General features: G+C 70.5%; 12 protein-coding genes. 10 read left to right on the top strand and 2 right to left on the bottom strand.

The window, feature by feature from the left end:
* Positions 1 to 96: 96 nt before the first annotated feature.
* The 6 genes from ABH920_RS22215 to ABH920_RS22190 are packed head-to-tail and all read left to right on the top strand — an operon-like array spanning position 97 to position 9,454.
* Complete coding sequence (locus ABH920_RS22215; protein ID WP_370351000.1) at positions 97 to 1,740, top strand: amino acid permease; 1,644 nt, start codon at positions 97 to 99, stop codon at positions 1,738 to 1,740.
* Positions 1,737 to 2,582, top strand: a complete 846-nt coding sequence (locus ABH920_RS22210; protein ID WP_370350999.1) for an urea amidolyase associated protein UAAP1 — start codon at positions 1,737 to 1,739, stop codon at positions 2,580 to 2,582. Before ABH920_RS22215 ends, ABH920_RS22210 begins: the two co-directional genes overlap by 4 nt.
* A complete protein-coding gene (locus ABH920_RS22205) occupies positions 2,579 to 3,265 on the top strand; it encodes an urea amidolyase associated protein UAAP2 (RefSeq protein WP_370350998.1) in 687 nt (228 codons plus the stop codon). The genes ABH920_RS22210 and ABH920_RS22205 overlap by 4 nt, the downstream gene beginning before the upstream one ends.
* Complete coding sequence (gene uca / locus ABH920_RS22200) at positions 3,262 to 6,921, top strand: urea carboxylase (RefSeq protein ID WP_370350997.1); 3,660 nt, start codon at positions 3,262 to 3,264, stop codon at positions 6,919 to 6,921. Before ABH920_RS22205 ends, uca begins: the two co-directional genes overlap by 4 nt.
* A gap of 41 nt (positions 6,922 to 6,962) precedes the next feature.
* Positions 6,963 to 8,753 carry an allophanate hydrolase gene (locus tag ABH920_RS22195; protein ID WP_370350996.1) on the top strand — a complete coding sequence of 597 codons (1,791 nt, stop codon included), beginning with the start codon at positions 6,963 to 6,965 and terminating at the stop codon, positions 8,751 to 8,753.
* Complete coding sequence (locus ABH920_RS22190) at positions 8,750 to 9,454, top strand: TetR/AcrR family transcriptional regulator (RefSeq protein WP_370350995.1); 705 nt, start codon at positions 8,750 to 8,752, stop codon at positions 9,452 to 9,454. The genes ABH920_RS22195 and ABH920_RS22190 overlap by 4 nt, the downstream gene beginning before the upstream one ends.
* Before the next feature lie 43 nt (positions 9,455 to 9,497).
* Here the strand turns inward: ABH920_RS22190 and ABH920_RS22185 are convergent, their stop codons facing one another.
* Positions 9,498 to 9,686 (bottom strand): antitoxin, encoded by a 189-nt coding sequence (locus ABH920_RS22185; protein ID WP_370350994.1) that lies wholly within the window; start codon positions 9,684 to 9,686, stop codon positions 9,498 to 9,500.
* A 143-nt stretch (positions 9,687 to 9,829) separates the two neighbouring features.
* Here ABH920_RS22185 and ABH920_RS22180 point away from each other — a divergent pair, with 143 nt between their 5' ends.
* The 4 genes from ABH920_RS22180 (at position 9,830) to ABH920_RS22165 (ending at position 14,665) form a co-directional block, all read left to right on the top strand.
* Positions 9,830 to 10,555, top strand: a complete 726-nt coding sequence (locus ABH920_RS22180) for an alpha/beta fold hydrolase (RefSeq protein ID WP_370350993.1) — start codon at positions 9,830 to 9,832, stop codon at positions 10,553 to 10,555.
* A gap of 91 nt (positions 10,556 to 10,646) precedes the next feature.
* The gene (locus tag ABH920_RS22175; RefSeq protein WP_370350992.1) at positions 10,647 to 10,925 is read left to right on the top strand and encodes a hypothetical protein; all 279 of its coding nucleotides are present in this window, start codon (positions 10,647 to 10,649) and stop codon (positions 10,923 to 10,925) included.
* A gap of 455 nt (positions 10,926 to 11,380) precedes the next feature.
* Positions 11,381 to 12,892 carry an arabinofuranosidase catalytic domain-containing protein gene (locus ABH920_RS22170; protein ID WP_370350991.1) on the top strand — a complete coding sequence of 504 codons (1,512 nt, stop codon included), beginning with the start codon at positions 11,381 to 11,383 and terminating at the stop codon, positions 12,890 to 12,892.
* Between the two features lie 324 nt (positions 12,893 to 13,216).
* Positions 13,217 to 14,665, top strand: a complete 1,449-nt coding sequence (locus ABH920_RS22165) for an APC family permease (protein ID WP_370350990.1) — start codon at positions 13,217 to 13,219, stop codon at positions 14,663 to 14,665.
* Positions 14,666 to 15,984: 1,319 nt separating this feature from the next.
* Here the strand turns inward: ABH920_RS22165 and ABH920_RS22160 are convergent.
* The gene (locus tag ABH920_RS22160) at positions 15,985 to 16,437 is read right to left on the bottom strand and encodes a hypothetical protein (RefSeq protein ID WP_370350989.1); all 453 of its coding nucleotides are present in this window, start codon (positions 16,435 to 16,437) and stop codon (positions 15,985 to 15,987) included.
* Between the last annotated feature and the right edge of the window lie 129 nt (positions 16,438 to 16,566).

Below are 16,566 nucleotides of genomic sequence, written 5' to 3'. Positions count from 1 at the left end.
CGGGTACGACCGCGTCATGGAGCGGTGACCAGCCGATATGACTTTGGGTGATACCTGTCGACCGACAGGTATTAGCCAGTCCCGGTGAGGTCCGCGATGAGTCAGCACCCGAACGCTGCGCCACCCGCTCAACCCCTGTCCCCGTCCGGCCGCGAGGCCGCGACGGGCCTCGCCGAGGCCCACAGTCTGGCCGCCCTCGGGTACCGCCAGGAGCTGCGCCGCGGAGTCGGCTCCTTCTCCTCCTTCGCGGCGGGCTTCTCCTTCGTCAGCATCCTGACCACGGTCTTCCAGCTGTTCGGCCTGGGCTTCGGATTCGGCGGCGCGGCGTTCTTCTGGACCTGGCCGCTGGTGTTCGCCGGCCAGATGCTGGTGGCGCTGAACTTCGCGGAGCTGGCCGCGCGGTGGCCGGTCTCCGGGGCGATCTACCAGTGGTCCACGCGGCTGGCCGGGAAGGTGTTCGGCTGGTTCACCGGCTGGACGATGATCGTGGGACAGATCCTCACGGTCGCGGTGGCCGCCGTCGCCCTGCAGGCGGTGCTGCCGAGCATCTGGGACGGCTTCCAGATCGTCGGCGGCTCGCACGCCAACGCCACGCCGACCTCCTCGACCGGCGCGGAGAACGCGGTGCTGCTCGGCTGCGTGCTGCTGGTCGTCACCACGGTCGTGACCATCGTGTCGGTGCGGGTCATGGCCCTGGTCACGAGCGCCGGCGTGGTCGTCGAGCTGATCGGTGTCAGTGCGCTGATAGCCCTGCTGTTCTTCCTGCCCAAGCGGTCCGCGACCGTCGTGCTGCACACGACCGGCGCGGCCTCGGGCGGCTCGTACCTGTTCGCGTGGCTGGCCTCGGCCTTGATGGCCGCGTACGTCCTGGTCGGCTTCGACGCCGCCGGCGAGCTCAGCGAGGAGACCCGCGCGCCGCGCCGGACGACGCCGAAGACGATCGTGCGCGCCGTCGCCGTGTCAGGGCTCGGCGGCGGCCTGCTGATCCTGGCCGGGCTGATCGCGGCGCCCAGCCTGACCGACGGGAACCTGGCCTCCGGCGGCCTGGCCTGGGTGGTCTCGCAGCGGTTCGGGTCGGTGTTGGGACGGCTGCTGTTGTGCACGGTCGCGGTGGCGGTGTTCGCGTGCACGCTGGCCTGCCAGACGGCCGGGTCGCGGATGGTGTTCTCGATGGCGCGCGAGAACGCCTTGCCGTTCTCCCGGACCCTGGCGAAGGTGTCGCCGCGCACCGGGACGCCGATCACCGCGAGCCTGGTCGTGGGCGTCGGGGCGGTGGCGGCGCTGGTCGTGAACATCGGCCAGACGGCGCTGTTCACGGCGTTGTCGAGCCTGTGCATCGCGATGCTGTATCTGGCATACCTCGGGGTGACCGGCCCGCTGTTGTGGCGGCGGGTGACGGGATGGACCGCCCGGTTCGACGGCGAGCACGACGAGGACGGACGCCCCGCCTTCAGCCTGGGCCGGTTCGGCATCGCCGTCGGGGCGATCGCCGTGCTCTATCAGGCCGCGATGGTGGTCAACCTGCTGTGGCCGCGCACCGCCGTCTACGACACGACCGGGCACACCTGGTGGCTGCGCTGGTCGGGGGTGCTGTTCATCGCCGGAGCGACGGCCGTCGGCGGCCTCTACTACGCGGCGACGCACCGGCGGCACCGGGCTCCCAGCGTGATCGCGGTCGGGGCGGTCTCGGCGGCCGGGGCAGGCGGAGCGGCCGGAGCGGTGGCCGAGGCGGCGTCATGACCACCCGCCAGACGGACACCATCACCGCCGCCCGAAGCGACGCGCGGTCGCAGGCCGCATCGGCGACCGCGTCCGCCACGCAATCCATGCCCTACATCCCCGCGGCGACGTCTCCGTACGTTCCGTCCGACGTATCTCCGGACGCCCTCACCTGGGCCGAGACCGTCCCGCCGGCCGCCTACACGCACCGCACCGTCGCCCGCGGCACGCGGATCCGCCTGGAGGACCCCACCGGCGACGCCTGCGCCAACGTCTTCCTCCTGCGGGCCGACGCACCGTACGAACGCCTCAACATCGCCGACACCCTCAAGATCCCCTGGCAGGCCTACCTCGGCGCCGGCCACCCCCTGCTCTCCGGCGACGGCAGGGTCCTGGCCACCCTCGCCGCCGACACCTCGCAGCACCACGACGCCTTCTGTGGCACCAGCTCCGACGCCTGGAACACCGCCAAGTTCGGCGACGCCCGTCCCGAGGGGCCGACGCCCTCCGGGCAGTCGCTCCTCACCCTCGCCGCCGCGAAGCACGGCCTGACGCCGCGCGACCTGGGCCCGTCCCTGTCCTTCTTCCAAGGCGTCCGCGTCGCCGAGGACGGCGCCTTGACCTGGCAGGGTTCTGCCGGTCCCGGAACCTCGGTCGACCTGGTCGCCGAGCTCCCGCTCATCGTCCTGATCGCCAACGTCCCGCATCCCCTGGACCCGCGACCCGACTACCGCGTCGGCCCCCTGCGTATCCACGCCTGGCGGAGCGCCCCGACCGGGCCCGGCGACGCGTCCTTCGCCGCCAGCCCCGAGCGCACCCGCGCGTACCTGAACACCCTCGACGACTGGGAGTCCCGCTCGTGACCGTCCTGGACTGGTCCCATCCCCTGGTCCCCGGCACCGTCGTGCGCGACGACCGGGTCGCCGCGCGCGCCTCGTGGTCGGCGGTGGTGCCGGCCGGGCAGGTGCTGACGATCGTGGACGTCGGCGGCAACCAGAGCGCCGACTGCCTGCTGTTCGACGCCGCCGACCCGGCCGAGCGCTACAGCGTCCCGGACACGCTGACCTGGTCGGGCAACGCCTACGTCCGCACCGGCACCGTGCTGCGGTCCAATCACGGCAGTCCCCTGATGACGGTCGTCGGCAACGAGGTCGACCGGCAGGACACCATCGGCGGGGCCTGCTCCAAGGAGTCCAACACCCTTCGCTACGGCCACCACACCGCCGCCGACCACGCTTGCCGGGAGAACTTCCTGTTCGAGGGCGCCAAGTGGGGTCTGGGCGTCAGGGATCTGGTGTCGAACCTGAACTGGTTCATGAACGTCCCGGTCGAGGCCGACGGGGCGCTGGGCATCGTCGACGGTCTGAGCGCGCCGGGCAAGCGCGTGGCGGTGCGGGCCGAGCGGGACGTGCTGGTCGTGGTGTCCAACTGCCCGCAGATGAACAACCCCTGCAACGCCTTCGACCCGACGCCGCTACGCATGATCGTCACCGCTGCCGACGCCGCCCCGCAGAACGCCCCGCAAACCGCTCAGGAGGACGCGTGAACCCCCGCTTCGACACGGTCCTGATCGCCAACCGCGGCGAGATCGCCAGGCGGGTGATCCGCTCGGCGCGGGAGCTCAGGCTGCGGACCGTCGCCGTGTTCTCCGACGCCGACCGCGCCGCGCCGCACGTCCGCGAGGCCGACACGGCCGTCCGGATCGGCCCCGGGCCCGCGCGCGAGAGCTACCTGCGCGCCGAGGCGATCCTGGAACTCGCGGTCGAGCACGGCGCCGCCGTGCACCCCGGCTACGGCTTCCTGTCCGAGAACGCGGAGTTCGCCCGGGCCGTCGAAGAGGCCGGCCTGGCCTTCGTCGGCCCCACCGCCGACCAGATCGAGGCCTTCGGCACCAAGCACACGGCGCGCGCCCTCGCGGCGGCGGCCGGCGTGCCGATGCTCGCCGGATCCGGGTTGCTGGCCTCGGCGGACGAGGCGGTCGCCGAGGCGGTGCGGATCGGCTTCCCGGTGATGCTGAAGGCGACCGCGGGCGGCGGCGGGATCGGCATGGCGGCGTGTGCCACGGCCGAGGAGGTGCGCGAGGCGTTCGACCGGGTCAGTCGGCTGGCCGGGGCGAACTTCGGGGTGGGAGGGGTGTTCCTGGAGCGGCTGGTCCGGCCGGCGCGGCACGTCGAGGTGCAGTTGTTCGGTGACGGCGCCGGCCGGGTCGCGGTGTTCGGCGACCGCGACTGCTCGCTCCAGCGCCGGCACCAGAAGGTGATCGAGGAGGCGCCCGCGCCGGGCCTGCCGGACGATATACGGGCCCTGCTGCACGATTCGGCGCGGAACCTGCTGGCGAGTGTCGGATACCGGTCGGCCGGGACGGTGGAGTTCGTCTACGACCCGGTCCGGGCCGAGGCCTCGTTCCTGGAGGTCAACACCCGGCTGCAGGTCGAGCACCCGGTCACCGAGGAGGTGTTCGGGATCGATCTGGTGGCCCTGATGCTGCGGCTGGCGCGGGACGGGCGATCAGGGCTCGACGACGCCGTCTTCGGTCCGCACGAGCCGCGCGGCCACGCCGTCGAGGCCCGCGTCTACGCCGAGGACCCGGGTCGCGGCGGGCAGCCGAGCTCCGGGCTGGTCACCGCCGCGACGTTCCCCGGCCAGGGCACGCCGCCGCTGGCCGGGGTGCGGGTGGACGGCTGGCTGGAGACCGGGATGGAGGTCTCAGGGCACTACGATCCGATGCTCGCCAAGGTGATCGCGTCCGGTCCGAGCCGGGACGATGCGCTCGATGTGCTGCGCGAAGGGCTCCAGGGCTGCCGCGTGGACGGGATCGTCACGAACCTCGGCCTTCTCAGGGCCCTGACCGACGACCAGGCACTGCGTTCGGTGACGCATTCGACCTCGACGCTGGCCGAGGACGGACGCGTCGGCGACCCCGATCCGCGCGTGGACGTGCTGGTGCCGGGTTTGCAGACGACGGTCCAGGACCTGCCGGGCCGCATCGGGCTGTGGTCGGTCGGGGTCCCGCCGAGCGGGCCCTTCGACGCGGTGTCCTTCGCCGAGGCCAACCTGGCCGTCGGCAACCCGGCCGGGGCACCGGCGCTGGAGGCCACCGCCTCGGGGCCGACGCTGCTCTTCTCGGCGGCGACGATCGTCGCGGTCGCCGGCGCGCCGTGCGAGGTCCGGCTGGACGGGGAGCCGGTGCCGATGTGGGAGCCGGTCGAGGTCGCGGCCGGGTCGGAGCTGGCGGTCGGTGCGGTCGCCGGTCCCGGGCTGCGGGTCTACGTGGCCGTGCGCGGCGGTTTCGACGTGCCGCGCCACCTGGACAGCGCCTCGACCTTCACGCTCGGCGGGTTCGGCGGCCACGGCGGCCGGGCCCTGGTCACCGGCGACGTGCTGCGCCCCGGTTCGCCGGACTCCGACCGCCCGCATCCGGCTTTCCCGCCGGGCGAGCGGCTGACCCGGGTCGGGCCGCCGACCCCGGTGCACCGGCGCCCGGCGTTCACCGACGCCTGGGAGATCGCCGTCACCGAGGGCCCGCACGCCGCGCCGGAGTTCTTCACCCGCGCGGACATCGAGTCCTTGTACGCGTCCTGCTACACCGTGCACCACAACTCGGCGCGGACCGGCGTGCGGCTGCTGGGGCCCCGGCCCGCGTGGGCCCGGCAGGACGGCGGCGAGGCCGGGCTGCATCCGTCGAACATCCACGACACGCCCTACGCCGTCGGCGCCCTGGACTTCACCGGCGACACCCCGATCATCCTCGGGCCGGACGGGCCCTCGCTCGGCGGCTTCGTCTGCCCGGTGGTGGTGGCCGGCGGCGACCTGTGGAAGCTGGGGCAGCTGCGGCCCGGCGACACCGTGCGGTTCGTGCCGGTGCGGGAGGCCGACGCGGCGCTGCTCACCGACGACCGCGCGTGCCACACCGTGCTGCTGCGCGGCGGCGACGGGGACGACGGCGTACTGGGCCGGCTGCCGGCCCGCGACGACCGCCCGGAGGTGACCTACCGGCGCGACGGGGACGGCAACGTGCTGGTCGAGTACGGGCCGATGACGCTCGACATCGGGCTGCGGATGCGCGTCCACGCGCTACAGGAGGCGCTGGCCGCGCACGCGCCGCGCGGCGTCCTGGACGTGACGCCGGGCATCAGGTCCCTGCAGGTCCACACCGACTCGCGGACGCTGCGCGCGACCGACATGGCGGCGCTGCTGCGCGAGCTGGAGGCGACGATCCCGCCGACCTCGGAGCTGGTGGTGCCGTCCCGGACGGTCCGGCTGCCGCTGTCCTGGGACGACCCGGCCACCCGGGTGGCGATCGAGCGCTACATGGCCGGGGTGCGCGACGACGCGCCCTGGACGCCGTGGAACATCGAGTTCATCCGGCGGATCAATGGCCTGGACACGGTCGAGGATGTGCAGCGGATCGTCTACGACGCCTCGTATCTGGTGCTCGGGCTCGGCGACGTGTACCTGGGCGCCCCGGTCGCGACCCCGCTGGATCCGCGGCACCGGCTGGTGACGACGAAGTACAACCCGGCCCGCACCTGGACCGCCGAGAACTCGGTCGGGATCGGCGGGGCGTACCTGTGCGTCTACGGGATGGAGGGGCCGGGCGGGTACCAGTTCGTGGGGCGGACCGTGCAGGTGTGGAACCGCTTCCGCCGGGGCGGGCTGTTCCGGGAGCATCCCTGGGCCCTGCGATTCTTCGACCGGATCGAGTGGTATCCGGTGTCCGCCGAGGAACTGTTGGAGCTGCGCGCCGAGACCGACGCGGGCCGCGGCGACTTCGAGACGGTCGAGGGGACGTTCTCGATCGCCGAGTACGAGCGGTTCCTGGCGCGGGAGGCGGATTCGATCGCCGCGTTCCGGGCGCGGCAGAGCACTGCGTTCGATGCGGAGAAGAAGCGCTGGCACGCGTCGGGAGAGTTCGACCGGCAGACCGAGCCGGTCGCCGCGACCGCGCCGGACCAGGCGGGGTTCGCGGTGCCGGACGGGGCGGTGGTCGTGGCGGCGCCGTTCCTGTCGACGGTGTGGCAGCTGCACGTCGAGCCGGGGTCGGTCGTCACGGCGGGGCAGCGGATCGCGGCGGTGGAGGCGATGAAGATGGAGTCGGTGGTGACGGCCCCCTGCGCGGGGCGGGTGCTGGATGTGTACACGCGACCCGGGGAGCAGGTGGCTGCGGGGCAGGCGCTGGTGGCGATCGGGGTGGGGGCTTGAGCGGCTTGGGTTCGTTGAGCGCCTTGAACTCCTTGAGCCCCTTGAGCGCCCTTGGTTCGCAGGGTTCTGTTTCGCGGGTGCGCGCCGCGTACGCGCGAATCCGGGAGGCCGACCGGCCGGAGGTCTGGATCAGCGTGCGTCCGGAGCCAGAGGTCCTGGCCGAGGCTGAGCAGATCGATGAGCGGGTCGCCGCCGGAGAGCGGTTGCCGTTGGCAGGGCTGGTCTTCGCTGTCAAGGACAACATCGACGTACTCGGCTTGCCCACGACAGCAGGCTGTGCCGCGTATTCCTACCCGCCGACCCAGGACGCCACCTGCGTCGCGCGCCTGCGTGCCGCCGGTGCGATCGCCATCGGCAAGACCAACCTCGACCAGTTCGCGACCGGGCTGGTCGGCACCCGCAGCCCCTTCGGCCCGGTCCGCAACGCCTGGGATCCGGCGCGGATCTCCGGCGGCTCGTCGTCGGGCTCGGCCGTCGCGGTGGCGCTCAGCGAGGTCGATTTCGCGCTGGGGACCGACACGGCCGGTTCCGGGCGGGTACCCGCCGCGCTCCAGGGCATCGTCGGGGTCAAGCCCACCGTGGGTTCGGTGCCCACGTCGGGGGTGGTCCCCGCGTGCCGCTCGCTGGACTGCGTGACGGTGTTCGCCCCCGAACTCGCTCTGGCGCGCGCCGTCGCCGAGACAATGGCCGACCCGGCGCCGTTGCCGCTCGCTTCGTCGACGTCGTCGACGTCGCGGGTGTCGCCCGCGTTGCTCGCTTCGCCAGTGTTGCCCGCGTTGCCGGCGCTGCCCGCGCGCCCTCGGGTCGCCGTTCCGGTCGCGGCGCAGCTGACCGACCTGGCCGAGGGCTGGTCGGAGGCGTTCGCGGCGGCGGTGGCCCGGCTGCGCTCCTGCGGCGTCGAGATCGTCGAAGTGGACATCTCCCCACTTCTGGAGGCCGCGACCCTGCTCTACGGCGGCGCCTTCGTCGCCGAGCGCTACGCGGCCGTCGGCGCGTTCATCGAGAAGCATCCCGACGCCGACCTGGACCCGACGGTCGCGGCCATCGTCCTGGCCGGTGCCGCCCCGACCGCCGCCGACCTGTTCCGCGACCGCGAGCGCCTGGAACGGCTCGGCGCCGAGGGGCTGGGCGTCTTCGACACCTGCGACGCCCTGCTCACCCCGACCACCACCGGCCATCCCACGCTCGCCGAGGTCGCCGCCGACCCGGTCGGCGTGAACAGCCGCCTGGGCCGCTACACGAACTTCGCAAACCTGTTCGGCCTGGCGGCGCTCGCCGTCCCGTCCGGGCTGGTCGACGGCCTGCCGTTCGGCGTCATGCTCACCGGCGCGCCGCACTCCGACACCGCGCTGGCCGGACTCGCCGCACGCTTCGCCGCACCGCCGGTCCAGGTCGCGGTCTTCGGGGCGCACCTGCGCGGCCAGCCGCTCAACCGGCAGCTGGTCGGGCTCGGCGGCACGTTCGCCGAGGACGTGCGCACCGCGCCGGAGTACCGGCTGTTCGCACTGCGGACCGTCCCAACCAAGCCCGGCCTGGTCCGGATCGGCGCTGGCGCTAGTTCTAGTGCTAGTTCTAGTGCTAGCACCAGCGCTAGCACCGGACCTGGCACGGCACAGGGCGCGTCGATCGCCGGCGAGCTGTGGAGCCTGCCCGCAGCCGGGTTCGCCGAGCTCGTCGCGACCCTGCCACCCCCGATGGCGATCGGCCCGGTGGCGCTGGCCGACGGCCGCACCGTGCCCGGCTTCCTGTGCGAACCGGCAGCTCTCGACGACGCCGAGGACATCACCCCGACCGGCGGCTGGCGCGTCCATCTGGCCGAGGGGCGAGAATGACCATCGTGGAGAAGACGTCACGCGCAGGCCGGCCGCGCGCGGTCCCGGACACCGCCCCGCAGCTGCCGCCGCGCGAACAGATCCTGCTCGCCGCCGCCGCACTGTTCGTCGAGCAGGGCTTCGGCAGCACCTCGACCCGCGCCATCGCCGACGCGGTCGGCATCCGCCAGGCCTCGCTGTACTACCACTTCGCCGGCAAGGACGACATCCTCGCCGAGCTCCTGGACCGCTCCGTCCGCCCCAGCGCCGAACTCGCCCGCCACCTGGAACACCAGGCCGGCACCGACCCGGCAGCCGCAGCGGCGGCACTGTACGCACTGGCCGCGACGGACGCCGAGCTACTGGCACGCGCCCCGCACAACATCGGCAGCCTGTATCTGATCCCCGAGGTCCGCGACGAGCGCTTCGACGACTTCCGTGCACTGCGTCACGAACTACAGGAGATCTACGGCCGGCTCGGCGACCGGGCCGGCCACCTGGTCGCCGACGCAAACGCGGTGCCGCCGACGGTACTGGGAGCGCTGCTGATCCAGGTCGTGGAGGTGGTCATCCCACTGCGACGCTGGGGTGGGACGTCAGCGGAGGCAGAGGCGACGGTCGAGATCGAGCCCGCGGTCGTGGCCGAGGCGACGCTGCGAACGGCCGGGCTCGGTCCGGCGGAGATCCGGGCTGCGGCGGCGGGTGCTGCTGGATTGGGGTGACGGTGGCCGCATTCGGCTCATTAATGCCGGTGACTCGCCGTGCCTAGCGTTGGTTGTCCGTCGGAGGACGGTTGCCGACCTGGTCGGCAAGCTTCTGCTGGACCGTGTCGACCTGGCCCTGGAACTTGTTCCCGGTCTTGGCGTCGAAAGCGTCGCCCGCCTTTTCGATGCCTTGGTGAGCCTGATCCTCATGGCCCTTGAGCAGGCCCTTCAGCTTGTCGAGTATCGACATGGCCGTCCTCCTCGTGATCGTCTGGCAGTCCCAGGATCACCCGATTCATGCCGAACCGCATTCCGGGGCGGTCCCACCGAAGACCGGCGCCATACTGAATCATGGCGAATATACGGCTCCGCGACGTGGCGACCTGGTACGACATGCACGGCGACGGCGAACCGTTGCTGCTGCTCCACAGCGGCTTCGTGGATTCGCGGATGTTCACACCCGTTCTGCCCTTTTTCGTCGACGACTTCCGCGTCTACACCGTCGACCGGCGCGGCCACGGCCGCACCCCCGACGTCGAAGGTCCGCTCACCTACGAAGCGATGGCCGATGACACCATCGCTTTCCTCGACAAGGTGGTGGGCGCGCCCGCCCACCTGGTCGGCCACAGCGACGGAGCCGACGTCGCCCTGCTGGTGGCCCTGAAGCGACCCGACCTGGTCCGAAAACTAGTGCTCATCAGCGGAACCTTCCACCACGACGGCAACCTGCCCGGCACCCTCAGCGAGTTCGACGAGGAGACGCTGAGCCGCATGAGCACCCGCCACGGCGAGGTGTCCCCCGACGGCGCGGAGCATTTCCCCGCCATCGCCCGCAAGGTCCTCGACATGGCTGCGACGGAGCCCACTCTCACCCCCGAAGACCTGCGAACGGTCGCGGCCCGCACCTTGGTCATGGTCGGCGACGACGACACGGTCTCACTGGAACACACCATCGCGCTCTATCGCGGCATCCCGGATTCCGAACTGGCCATCGTCCCCGGCACATCGCATCTGCTGGTCATCGAAAAGCCCGACGCGGTGTACTCCCTGACCGCCGAATTCCTCACCACACAACCGACGCCGACGCTTATGCCCGTACACCGAGCCACGTCGACCTGAGACGCAGCGACGACTTGCCGAAGCGGCATGTTTGCAGAACTCTGATTCACGGCGGGGTGAGGTGCGCGCCGCCGTGACAGGAGGGGCTTCGATGCTCGTTACCACGAGGCGCCGCGCCGCTGTGGCGGTCGTCGCCGGCCTGATCTCGATGGCCGTGCCGACCACCGTGCACGCCGCGACGCCAACGGACTCATCGCACTGGAACTGCAGCGAGGTGGCTCCCATCAGCGGCGGACGTGTCGTCGGCGTGGACTGTTATGGCTCGGGTCGGGGCCCCGGTGTGATCTTCGCGGGCGCTGTCGCGTACCACTGCCAGGCCTTCGAGCCCGGCTCGCTCGTCAACGGCCTGGAGTGCACGGCCGTGCCGTAAACCGTGCCCTGACATCCGCCGGACATCCCATGAATCGGACCGCGTTCGTGCGATTTCCGACGACCATGGCGGCACGAGAAAAGTGTGAAGCTTTCACGGAAGCGGCAAAGGGTGAGGGCGCCTGTGAGCTGCACCGATGAAGGTCACAGCGACGTTGCATCGGCAATACAGACTGTTGACCCGCCTTAGAGCCAGGTTTACTGTGACCCGGCAGACATCCCATGTATCGCCCCTCCGTGGACGAGGCCCGGCGATTGCACATCCCGCCACAAGCGAGACCAGTGTTACCGCTAACACTTGCTGCGCCTCCGCGTGCCACACACGGTCGACGAAAGGAAGGGAAGATCCTAGTGTTCGAACGAGTACGTCAAGCCCGCCGCACCGGAAGGAGAACCGCGCGGCCGACGGACCCAGAACGCGACCACGGGGCCGACAGCAGACATCCGCAGGCGGCGATGAGGTATCGTCGCCGCAGCCTCATCGGCCTGCTGACCTCGGTAATCGTCCTCGCGACCTCGCTGCTGGTACCGATCACGACCAGCGTGTCGGCGACGCCGGCCGCGCGAGCGGCTGTCTCACTCCCGTGCGACATCTACGCGGCAGGCGCCACGCCGTGCGTGGCGGCGTACAGCACGACCCGCGCCTTGTTCGCCGCGTATGGCGGGCCGCTGTACCAAATTCAGCGCTCGTCGGACAAGACTTATCTCGACGTGGGCGTCGCGGCGGCCGGCGGCTACGCCAACGCTGCCGCACAGGTCTCGTTCTGTTCCGGGACCACGTGCACGATAACCAAGCTCTACGACCAGAGCTCGAAGCACAACGACCTGCCTATCTCCTGGATACAGTCGGACGTGGGTGCCGACGCGATGGCCCTGCCGGTGACCGTGAACGGGAACGCCGTCTACGGGGTGAAGGTCCTCAACACCTCCGCGGGCGCCGTCGGCTACCGCAACTTCAACACCACGGGTGTGCCGACCGGTTCCCAGCCGGAGGGGATCTACGAGGTCACGTCGACCTCGCTCTACAACAGCACCTGCTGCTTCGACTTCGGCAGCGCCGAAAACGGCTGGCGGGACGACGGCGACGGCACCATGAACGCGATCGAGTTCGGCAGCGCGTGCTGGTTCGGTGGATGCACCGGATCCGGGCCGTGGGTCGAGGCCGACCTCGAGCAGGGCATGTACAGCTCCATCACCGGGCCGAACAAGCCCGACAACCCCGGCATCAGCTACCCGTTCGTCACGGCGTGGGAGAAGAACAACGGCACAAGCAACTTCACCCTGAAATACGGCAATGCCAACAGCGGCAGCCTCACCACGACCTACTCCGGGGCCCTGCCAAGTGGCGGCTACTCACCGATGCGACTGGAGAACTCCGTTCTGCTGGGCACCGGTGGTGGCAACGACCACGGTGACACGGGAGAGTTCTTCGAGGGAGCCGTCACCGCCGGCTTCCCGTCGGACGCGACCGAGAACGCCATCCAGTCCGAACTGACCTCAGTGGGCTACGGGGCAGCGACACCGCCGACCCAGGGTTTCCCCAGCGGTTACCACCGGCTCGTCGTGGGCAATGACAGCCTCTGCCTGGACTCCTACGGCAACACCTCCACCGCGGGCGCTGCGATCGACCAGTACACCTGCAACGGCCAGACCAACCAGCAGCTCCAGTTCGTGCCGACTTCCGGCGGCTACGGCGAGCTGCAAGTGGAGAACTCCGGGCAGGACGTGACCGTGGCGAACAGCTCGACCTCCCAGGGCGTGGCCGACATCGTCCAGGAACCGGTCACCGGCAATGCCGCCGGCCAATGGCTGCCCGCGCAGCAGGCGGACGGCTCGTGGCAGTTCAAGAACCAGAACAGCGGACTCTGCCTGGACGTCTACGGAGCTGGGTCCACCAACGGCCAGCAACTGGACCAGTGGCCGTGCAAGAACGCCCCCGGCACCAACCAGGACTTCACACCCCACTGATCGCCAACCGGGACCTGGGCCGGCGCGCGAGCCGGCCCAGGTCCGGAGGCGTGCGGTCGGCGACCGCCGCAAAGCCATCGGCCGCCGCTTGAGGTGGTCGCCGAGATTATCCCCGAGCGTCTCACGATTGCCGTCCCGATCGGAATGGAAAGAGCTGATGGGTGGTGAGAGTTCGGGGATTGAAGCAGAGCACTGTATAGGGTGACCGGGCTGCTACCTCATCCTGAACAGGACTGGGGGCACGCCGGATTCCATCGTCGTTCAATGCTCGTAGCACTCCGAGGTACACGCCACCGCGACCCCCGCCGGCGACAGGAGTCAGTCGTGACCGAGGTGCAGCAGCGAACCGGACTGGCCCGGGATGCCGTGGGCCTGCGCGAAGTACTGTTCCAGAGCATCACCGCGATGGCGCCCGGCGCCGCCATCGCGGCCTCCATCCCCTCCGGCGCCGCGTTCGCCGGCGGCGCGCTGCCGCTGTCGGTGCTGCTGGCGATGGCGGCCTGCCTGCTGGCCGCGAACTCCATCGCCGAGCTGGCGCGGCATCTGCCCGCGGCCGCCTCGGTCGGCGCCTACGCCGGGCGCGGGTTGCACCCCGCCGCGGGCTTCGTCGTCGGCTGGATGTACGTGTTCGTCCAAGCGCTGGTGCCCACGCTGCTGCTGCTCCAGCTGGGCTTCACCGTGGCGCCGATACTGCACGACGAATGGCACTCCTACCCGGCCGACCTGTGGTGGCCGTGGGTCATCGTCGGCGCGCTGGTGATCGCCGCCGCCGGCTATCGCGGGATCCAGACCAGCACGGTGCTCGGCACCGTCCTCGGCGCCTTCGAGATCGCGGTGTTCCTGGTGCTGGCCGTGATGTTCGTGGTGAAAGCCGGCCATCACAACACACTGTCGGTGTTCGGCACGAGCCACACCCCCGAGGCGCACCGCGGGATGTCCGGTGTCATCGCAGGGTCCGTGTACACGATCCTGGCGTTCTCGGGCTTCGAGGCCGCCGCGCCATTGGCCGAGGAGGCACGCGATCCGCGCCGCACCATCCGCCAAGCGGTCCTGGGCGCGACGCTCGCGATCGGTGCCCTCTACGTGTTCACGACGTACGCCGCCGCGGTGGCCTTCGGCCCCGACAAGTTCTCCGCGTTCGGCGCCGACTCGTGGACCAGCATGGCCAAAGCCTCCTACGGACTGTTCTGGGTGCTCGTGTTCTTCGCCATCGTGAACTCGACGATCGCGAACGCCAACGCCGGATTGAACGCCTCCACCCGCACGGCCTTCGCCCTGGCGCGAGCCGGCGTCCTGCCCCGGCAGCTGGCCGTCCTGCACCCGAGGTTCCGGTCACCGGTGGTGGCGGTCGCGGCCCAGTTCGTCATCGCCGTCGGCGCGACACTGGCGGTCGGGTTCAAGTGGGGTCCGTCCTCTGCGTTCCTCCTGGTGGCGACCGGGATCGTCATCGTGGTCATCGCCATCTACATGATCGCCAACCTGGCCTGCATCGGCTTCTTCGCCCGCTTCCGCCGCGAGGAATTCTCCTGGCTGCGACACGGCCTGGTACCGCTGCTGGGCATCGCCGCCTTCGTGCCGCCGCTGCTGACGGCGGCCGGCGTGCCGGCCTTCTCCTTCGTCAGCAAGCTGACACCCCCGGCCTCGTACGCCGGCCCGGCGGTGGGGGTCTGGTTGTTGGTGGGACTCGGCATCCTGCTATGGCTCTGGAAGCGGCATCCCGAGCGGGTCGTGCAGATCGGGACGCTGGCCGACGACGCCGAAGACGCTCTCTGAGTCTTCGTTTTCGGCGCTGCTGACCTATGTGTGGTGTGGGTGCTGGTGGCGGGTGCGGTTTGTTGGTGGGTTGACAGTCAAGGGCTTTTTTTGACGGCTTCGCAGGGTTTTAAGAAGGATCCGCTGGGTGGCGCAGTTCGGTGGTGTGCCTGGGGATGCGTTGGCGGCCGGCGGTTGTGCGTGGACACGACCGCGCGCGGGTCCGAGTCACTGCGCACACGTTACGTGGGCGGCAATCGTCGGGCGTGGTGGGTGCCTAAGATCAAGAGCAGGCGCCTCCGGCGGGGGCACTCGAGACTCTGAGGGATCCCCAACCCCCCGCCTCGGCGGCGGTCCGAGTGTTGGTCGCCGAGTCCCGGATCCCTCGTCGCTGACGTCGCCCTAAAGGGAACCATCCCGGCCTGGCGGGGTAAAGCCGCATCACACGCTGCTGTGGTCGGGTTTCGTCCGGCTTGACCCCGCCAGTCCGGGATGGTTGTGCAAGCACCGCCGACAGCGACGAGGGATCCGGGACAACCCCCACTGTGGGAAGGATTCCCGCATCTCGGGCGCGCCACGTCACCACCCGCAGGTGTGCGCGCCCGAGTGGACCGTGTCCACACCACAGGCCGGGGTTGTCCCGGGTTCCCCGTCGCGTCGGCGGGCGTAGCCAAGCTGACCGGGCCGGTGGTGTCAAGTCGCACGAAACCGCACCACAGCAGCAGGGGTCCGACTTGATACCACCGGACCGGTCTGCTTCCGTCAGGCGACGACGCGACGGGGAACCCGGGACAAGGCGACCACAAGCAACGACCGGCACCCAACAGCGCGGCCCCCCTCCCCGGAGCGAGTGCCGCTCGCCGCGCAGGCGCCGCCGGAGGCCCTGTCTTTGACTTCAGGTGCCCACCACACGCGGCCGCCAGCCGCCAGACCAAACGTGTGCGCAGTGACTCGGACCGGTGCGCGGTCGTGCACACGAACAACCGCCGGCCGCCAACGCGTCCCCAGGCGCACCACCGAACTGCGCCACCCAGCAAGGTCACCAAACCTTAGGCGAAGCCGTAAAAAGCTCTTAAAACCCACCAACAAACCGCACCCACACATCAAGCAGGGGCGCCCATTTTTACGGCTTCGCCCAAGGTTTGGTGACCTCGCAGGGGGACGCAGTTCGGTTCAGCGCCACAAGTCGCGCTGGCGGCCGCCGATTTTCGCAATCACGACCACGCACAGGTCCGAGTCACTGCGCACACGTCGTGCGGGCGGCTGCCTGCCGCGTTCGGTGGGCACCAAGGCCCCGGATCTCAGCACCCTGATCGCAGCCCCGGCCGGCCGGCCCGCCCCTACGGATGCCCGCTGACCGGCGTCCCATTGATGAAGCATTGCCCGCCGCTGTAACAAAAGTCCCCATTAGGCGTCTGCGTCACGTGCACAGAACTCGGCTGCGAAGGCGCCGCCCCGTCGCCGCCCGAACCGAGCGTGCTGAGTCCGCTGATCCCGGCCACGATCGCCAGCAGCAGCTGGATCCCCGCCTCCGGGGTCCAGTTCCGCCAATACGCGTAAACCGCGTGCACCGCCAGCGTGCCGCCGACCAGGATCAGGGCCCAGCTGAAATAGTGCGTCGGTGGCTCCGGCGTGCGCCTGGACTCCCATCCCAGTCCCTGCATCGCGTCGGAGAAGGCGCCCCACACCAGGACCACGAAGCACACGGCGTCGACGGCGAGGACCGCCAGGAACCTTCGCAGCCCGGAGGTGCGTGGCGCTGACGACTCCGAAGGCAGCAAAGACAAGAACATGGACCAAGCATGGCAGCGCCCTTCGACCCCGGTCCACGGCGTCGGCCCAGACCAGCCCCCTAGTGAAACCCCACATTTATCGAATCTTGACCACCCGAAGGGCTGACCGCTGCCATGGCACATGGCACG

The organism is Catenulispora sp. EB89 (genome assembly GCF_041261445.1).
Classification (GTDB): Bacteria; Actinomycetota; Actinomycetes; order Streptomycetales; family Catenulisporaceae; genus Catenulispora.
Note: the sequence above shows the minus strand (reverse complement) of the source record. Positions and strands in the feature narration are given on the sequence as shown.

Bases quoted from the DNA above. Each gene is read 5' to 3' on its own strand.
- ABH920_RS22160 (WP_370350989.1), bottom strand. From the start codon at position 16,437: ATGTTCTTGTCTTTGCTGCCTTCGGAGTCGTCAGCGCCACGCACCTCC.
- ABH920_RS22170 (WP_370350991.1), top strand. From the start codon at position 11,381: ATGAGGTATCGTCGCCGCAGCCTCATCGGCCTGCTGACCTCGGTAATC.
- ABH920_RS22215 (WP_370351000.1), top strand. From the start codon at position 97: ATGAGTCAGCACCCGAACGCTGCGCCACCCGCTCAACCCCTGTCCCCG.
- ABH920_RS22190 (WP_370350995.1), top strand. From the start codon at position 8,750: ATGACCATCGTGGAGAAGACGTCACGCGCAGGCCGGCCGCGCGCGGTC.
- ABH920_RS22185 (WP_370350994.1), bottom strand. From the start codon at position 9,686: ATGTCGATACTCGACAAGCTGAAGGGCCTGCTCAAGGGCCATGAGGAT.
- ABH920_RS22175 (WP_370350992.1), top strand. From the start codon at position 10,647: ATGCTCGTTACCACGAGGCGCCGCGCCGCTGTGGCGGTCGTCGCCGGC.
- ABH920_RS22180 (WP_370350993.1), top strand. From the start codon at position 9,830: ATGCACGGCGACGGCGAACCGTTGCTGCTGCTCCACAGCGGCTTCGTG.
- ABH920_RS22210 (WP_370350999.1), top strand. From the start codon at position 1,737: ATGACCACCCGCCAGACGGACACCATCACCGCCGCCCGAAGCGACGCG.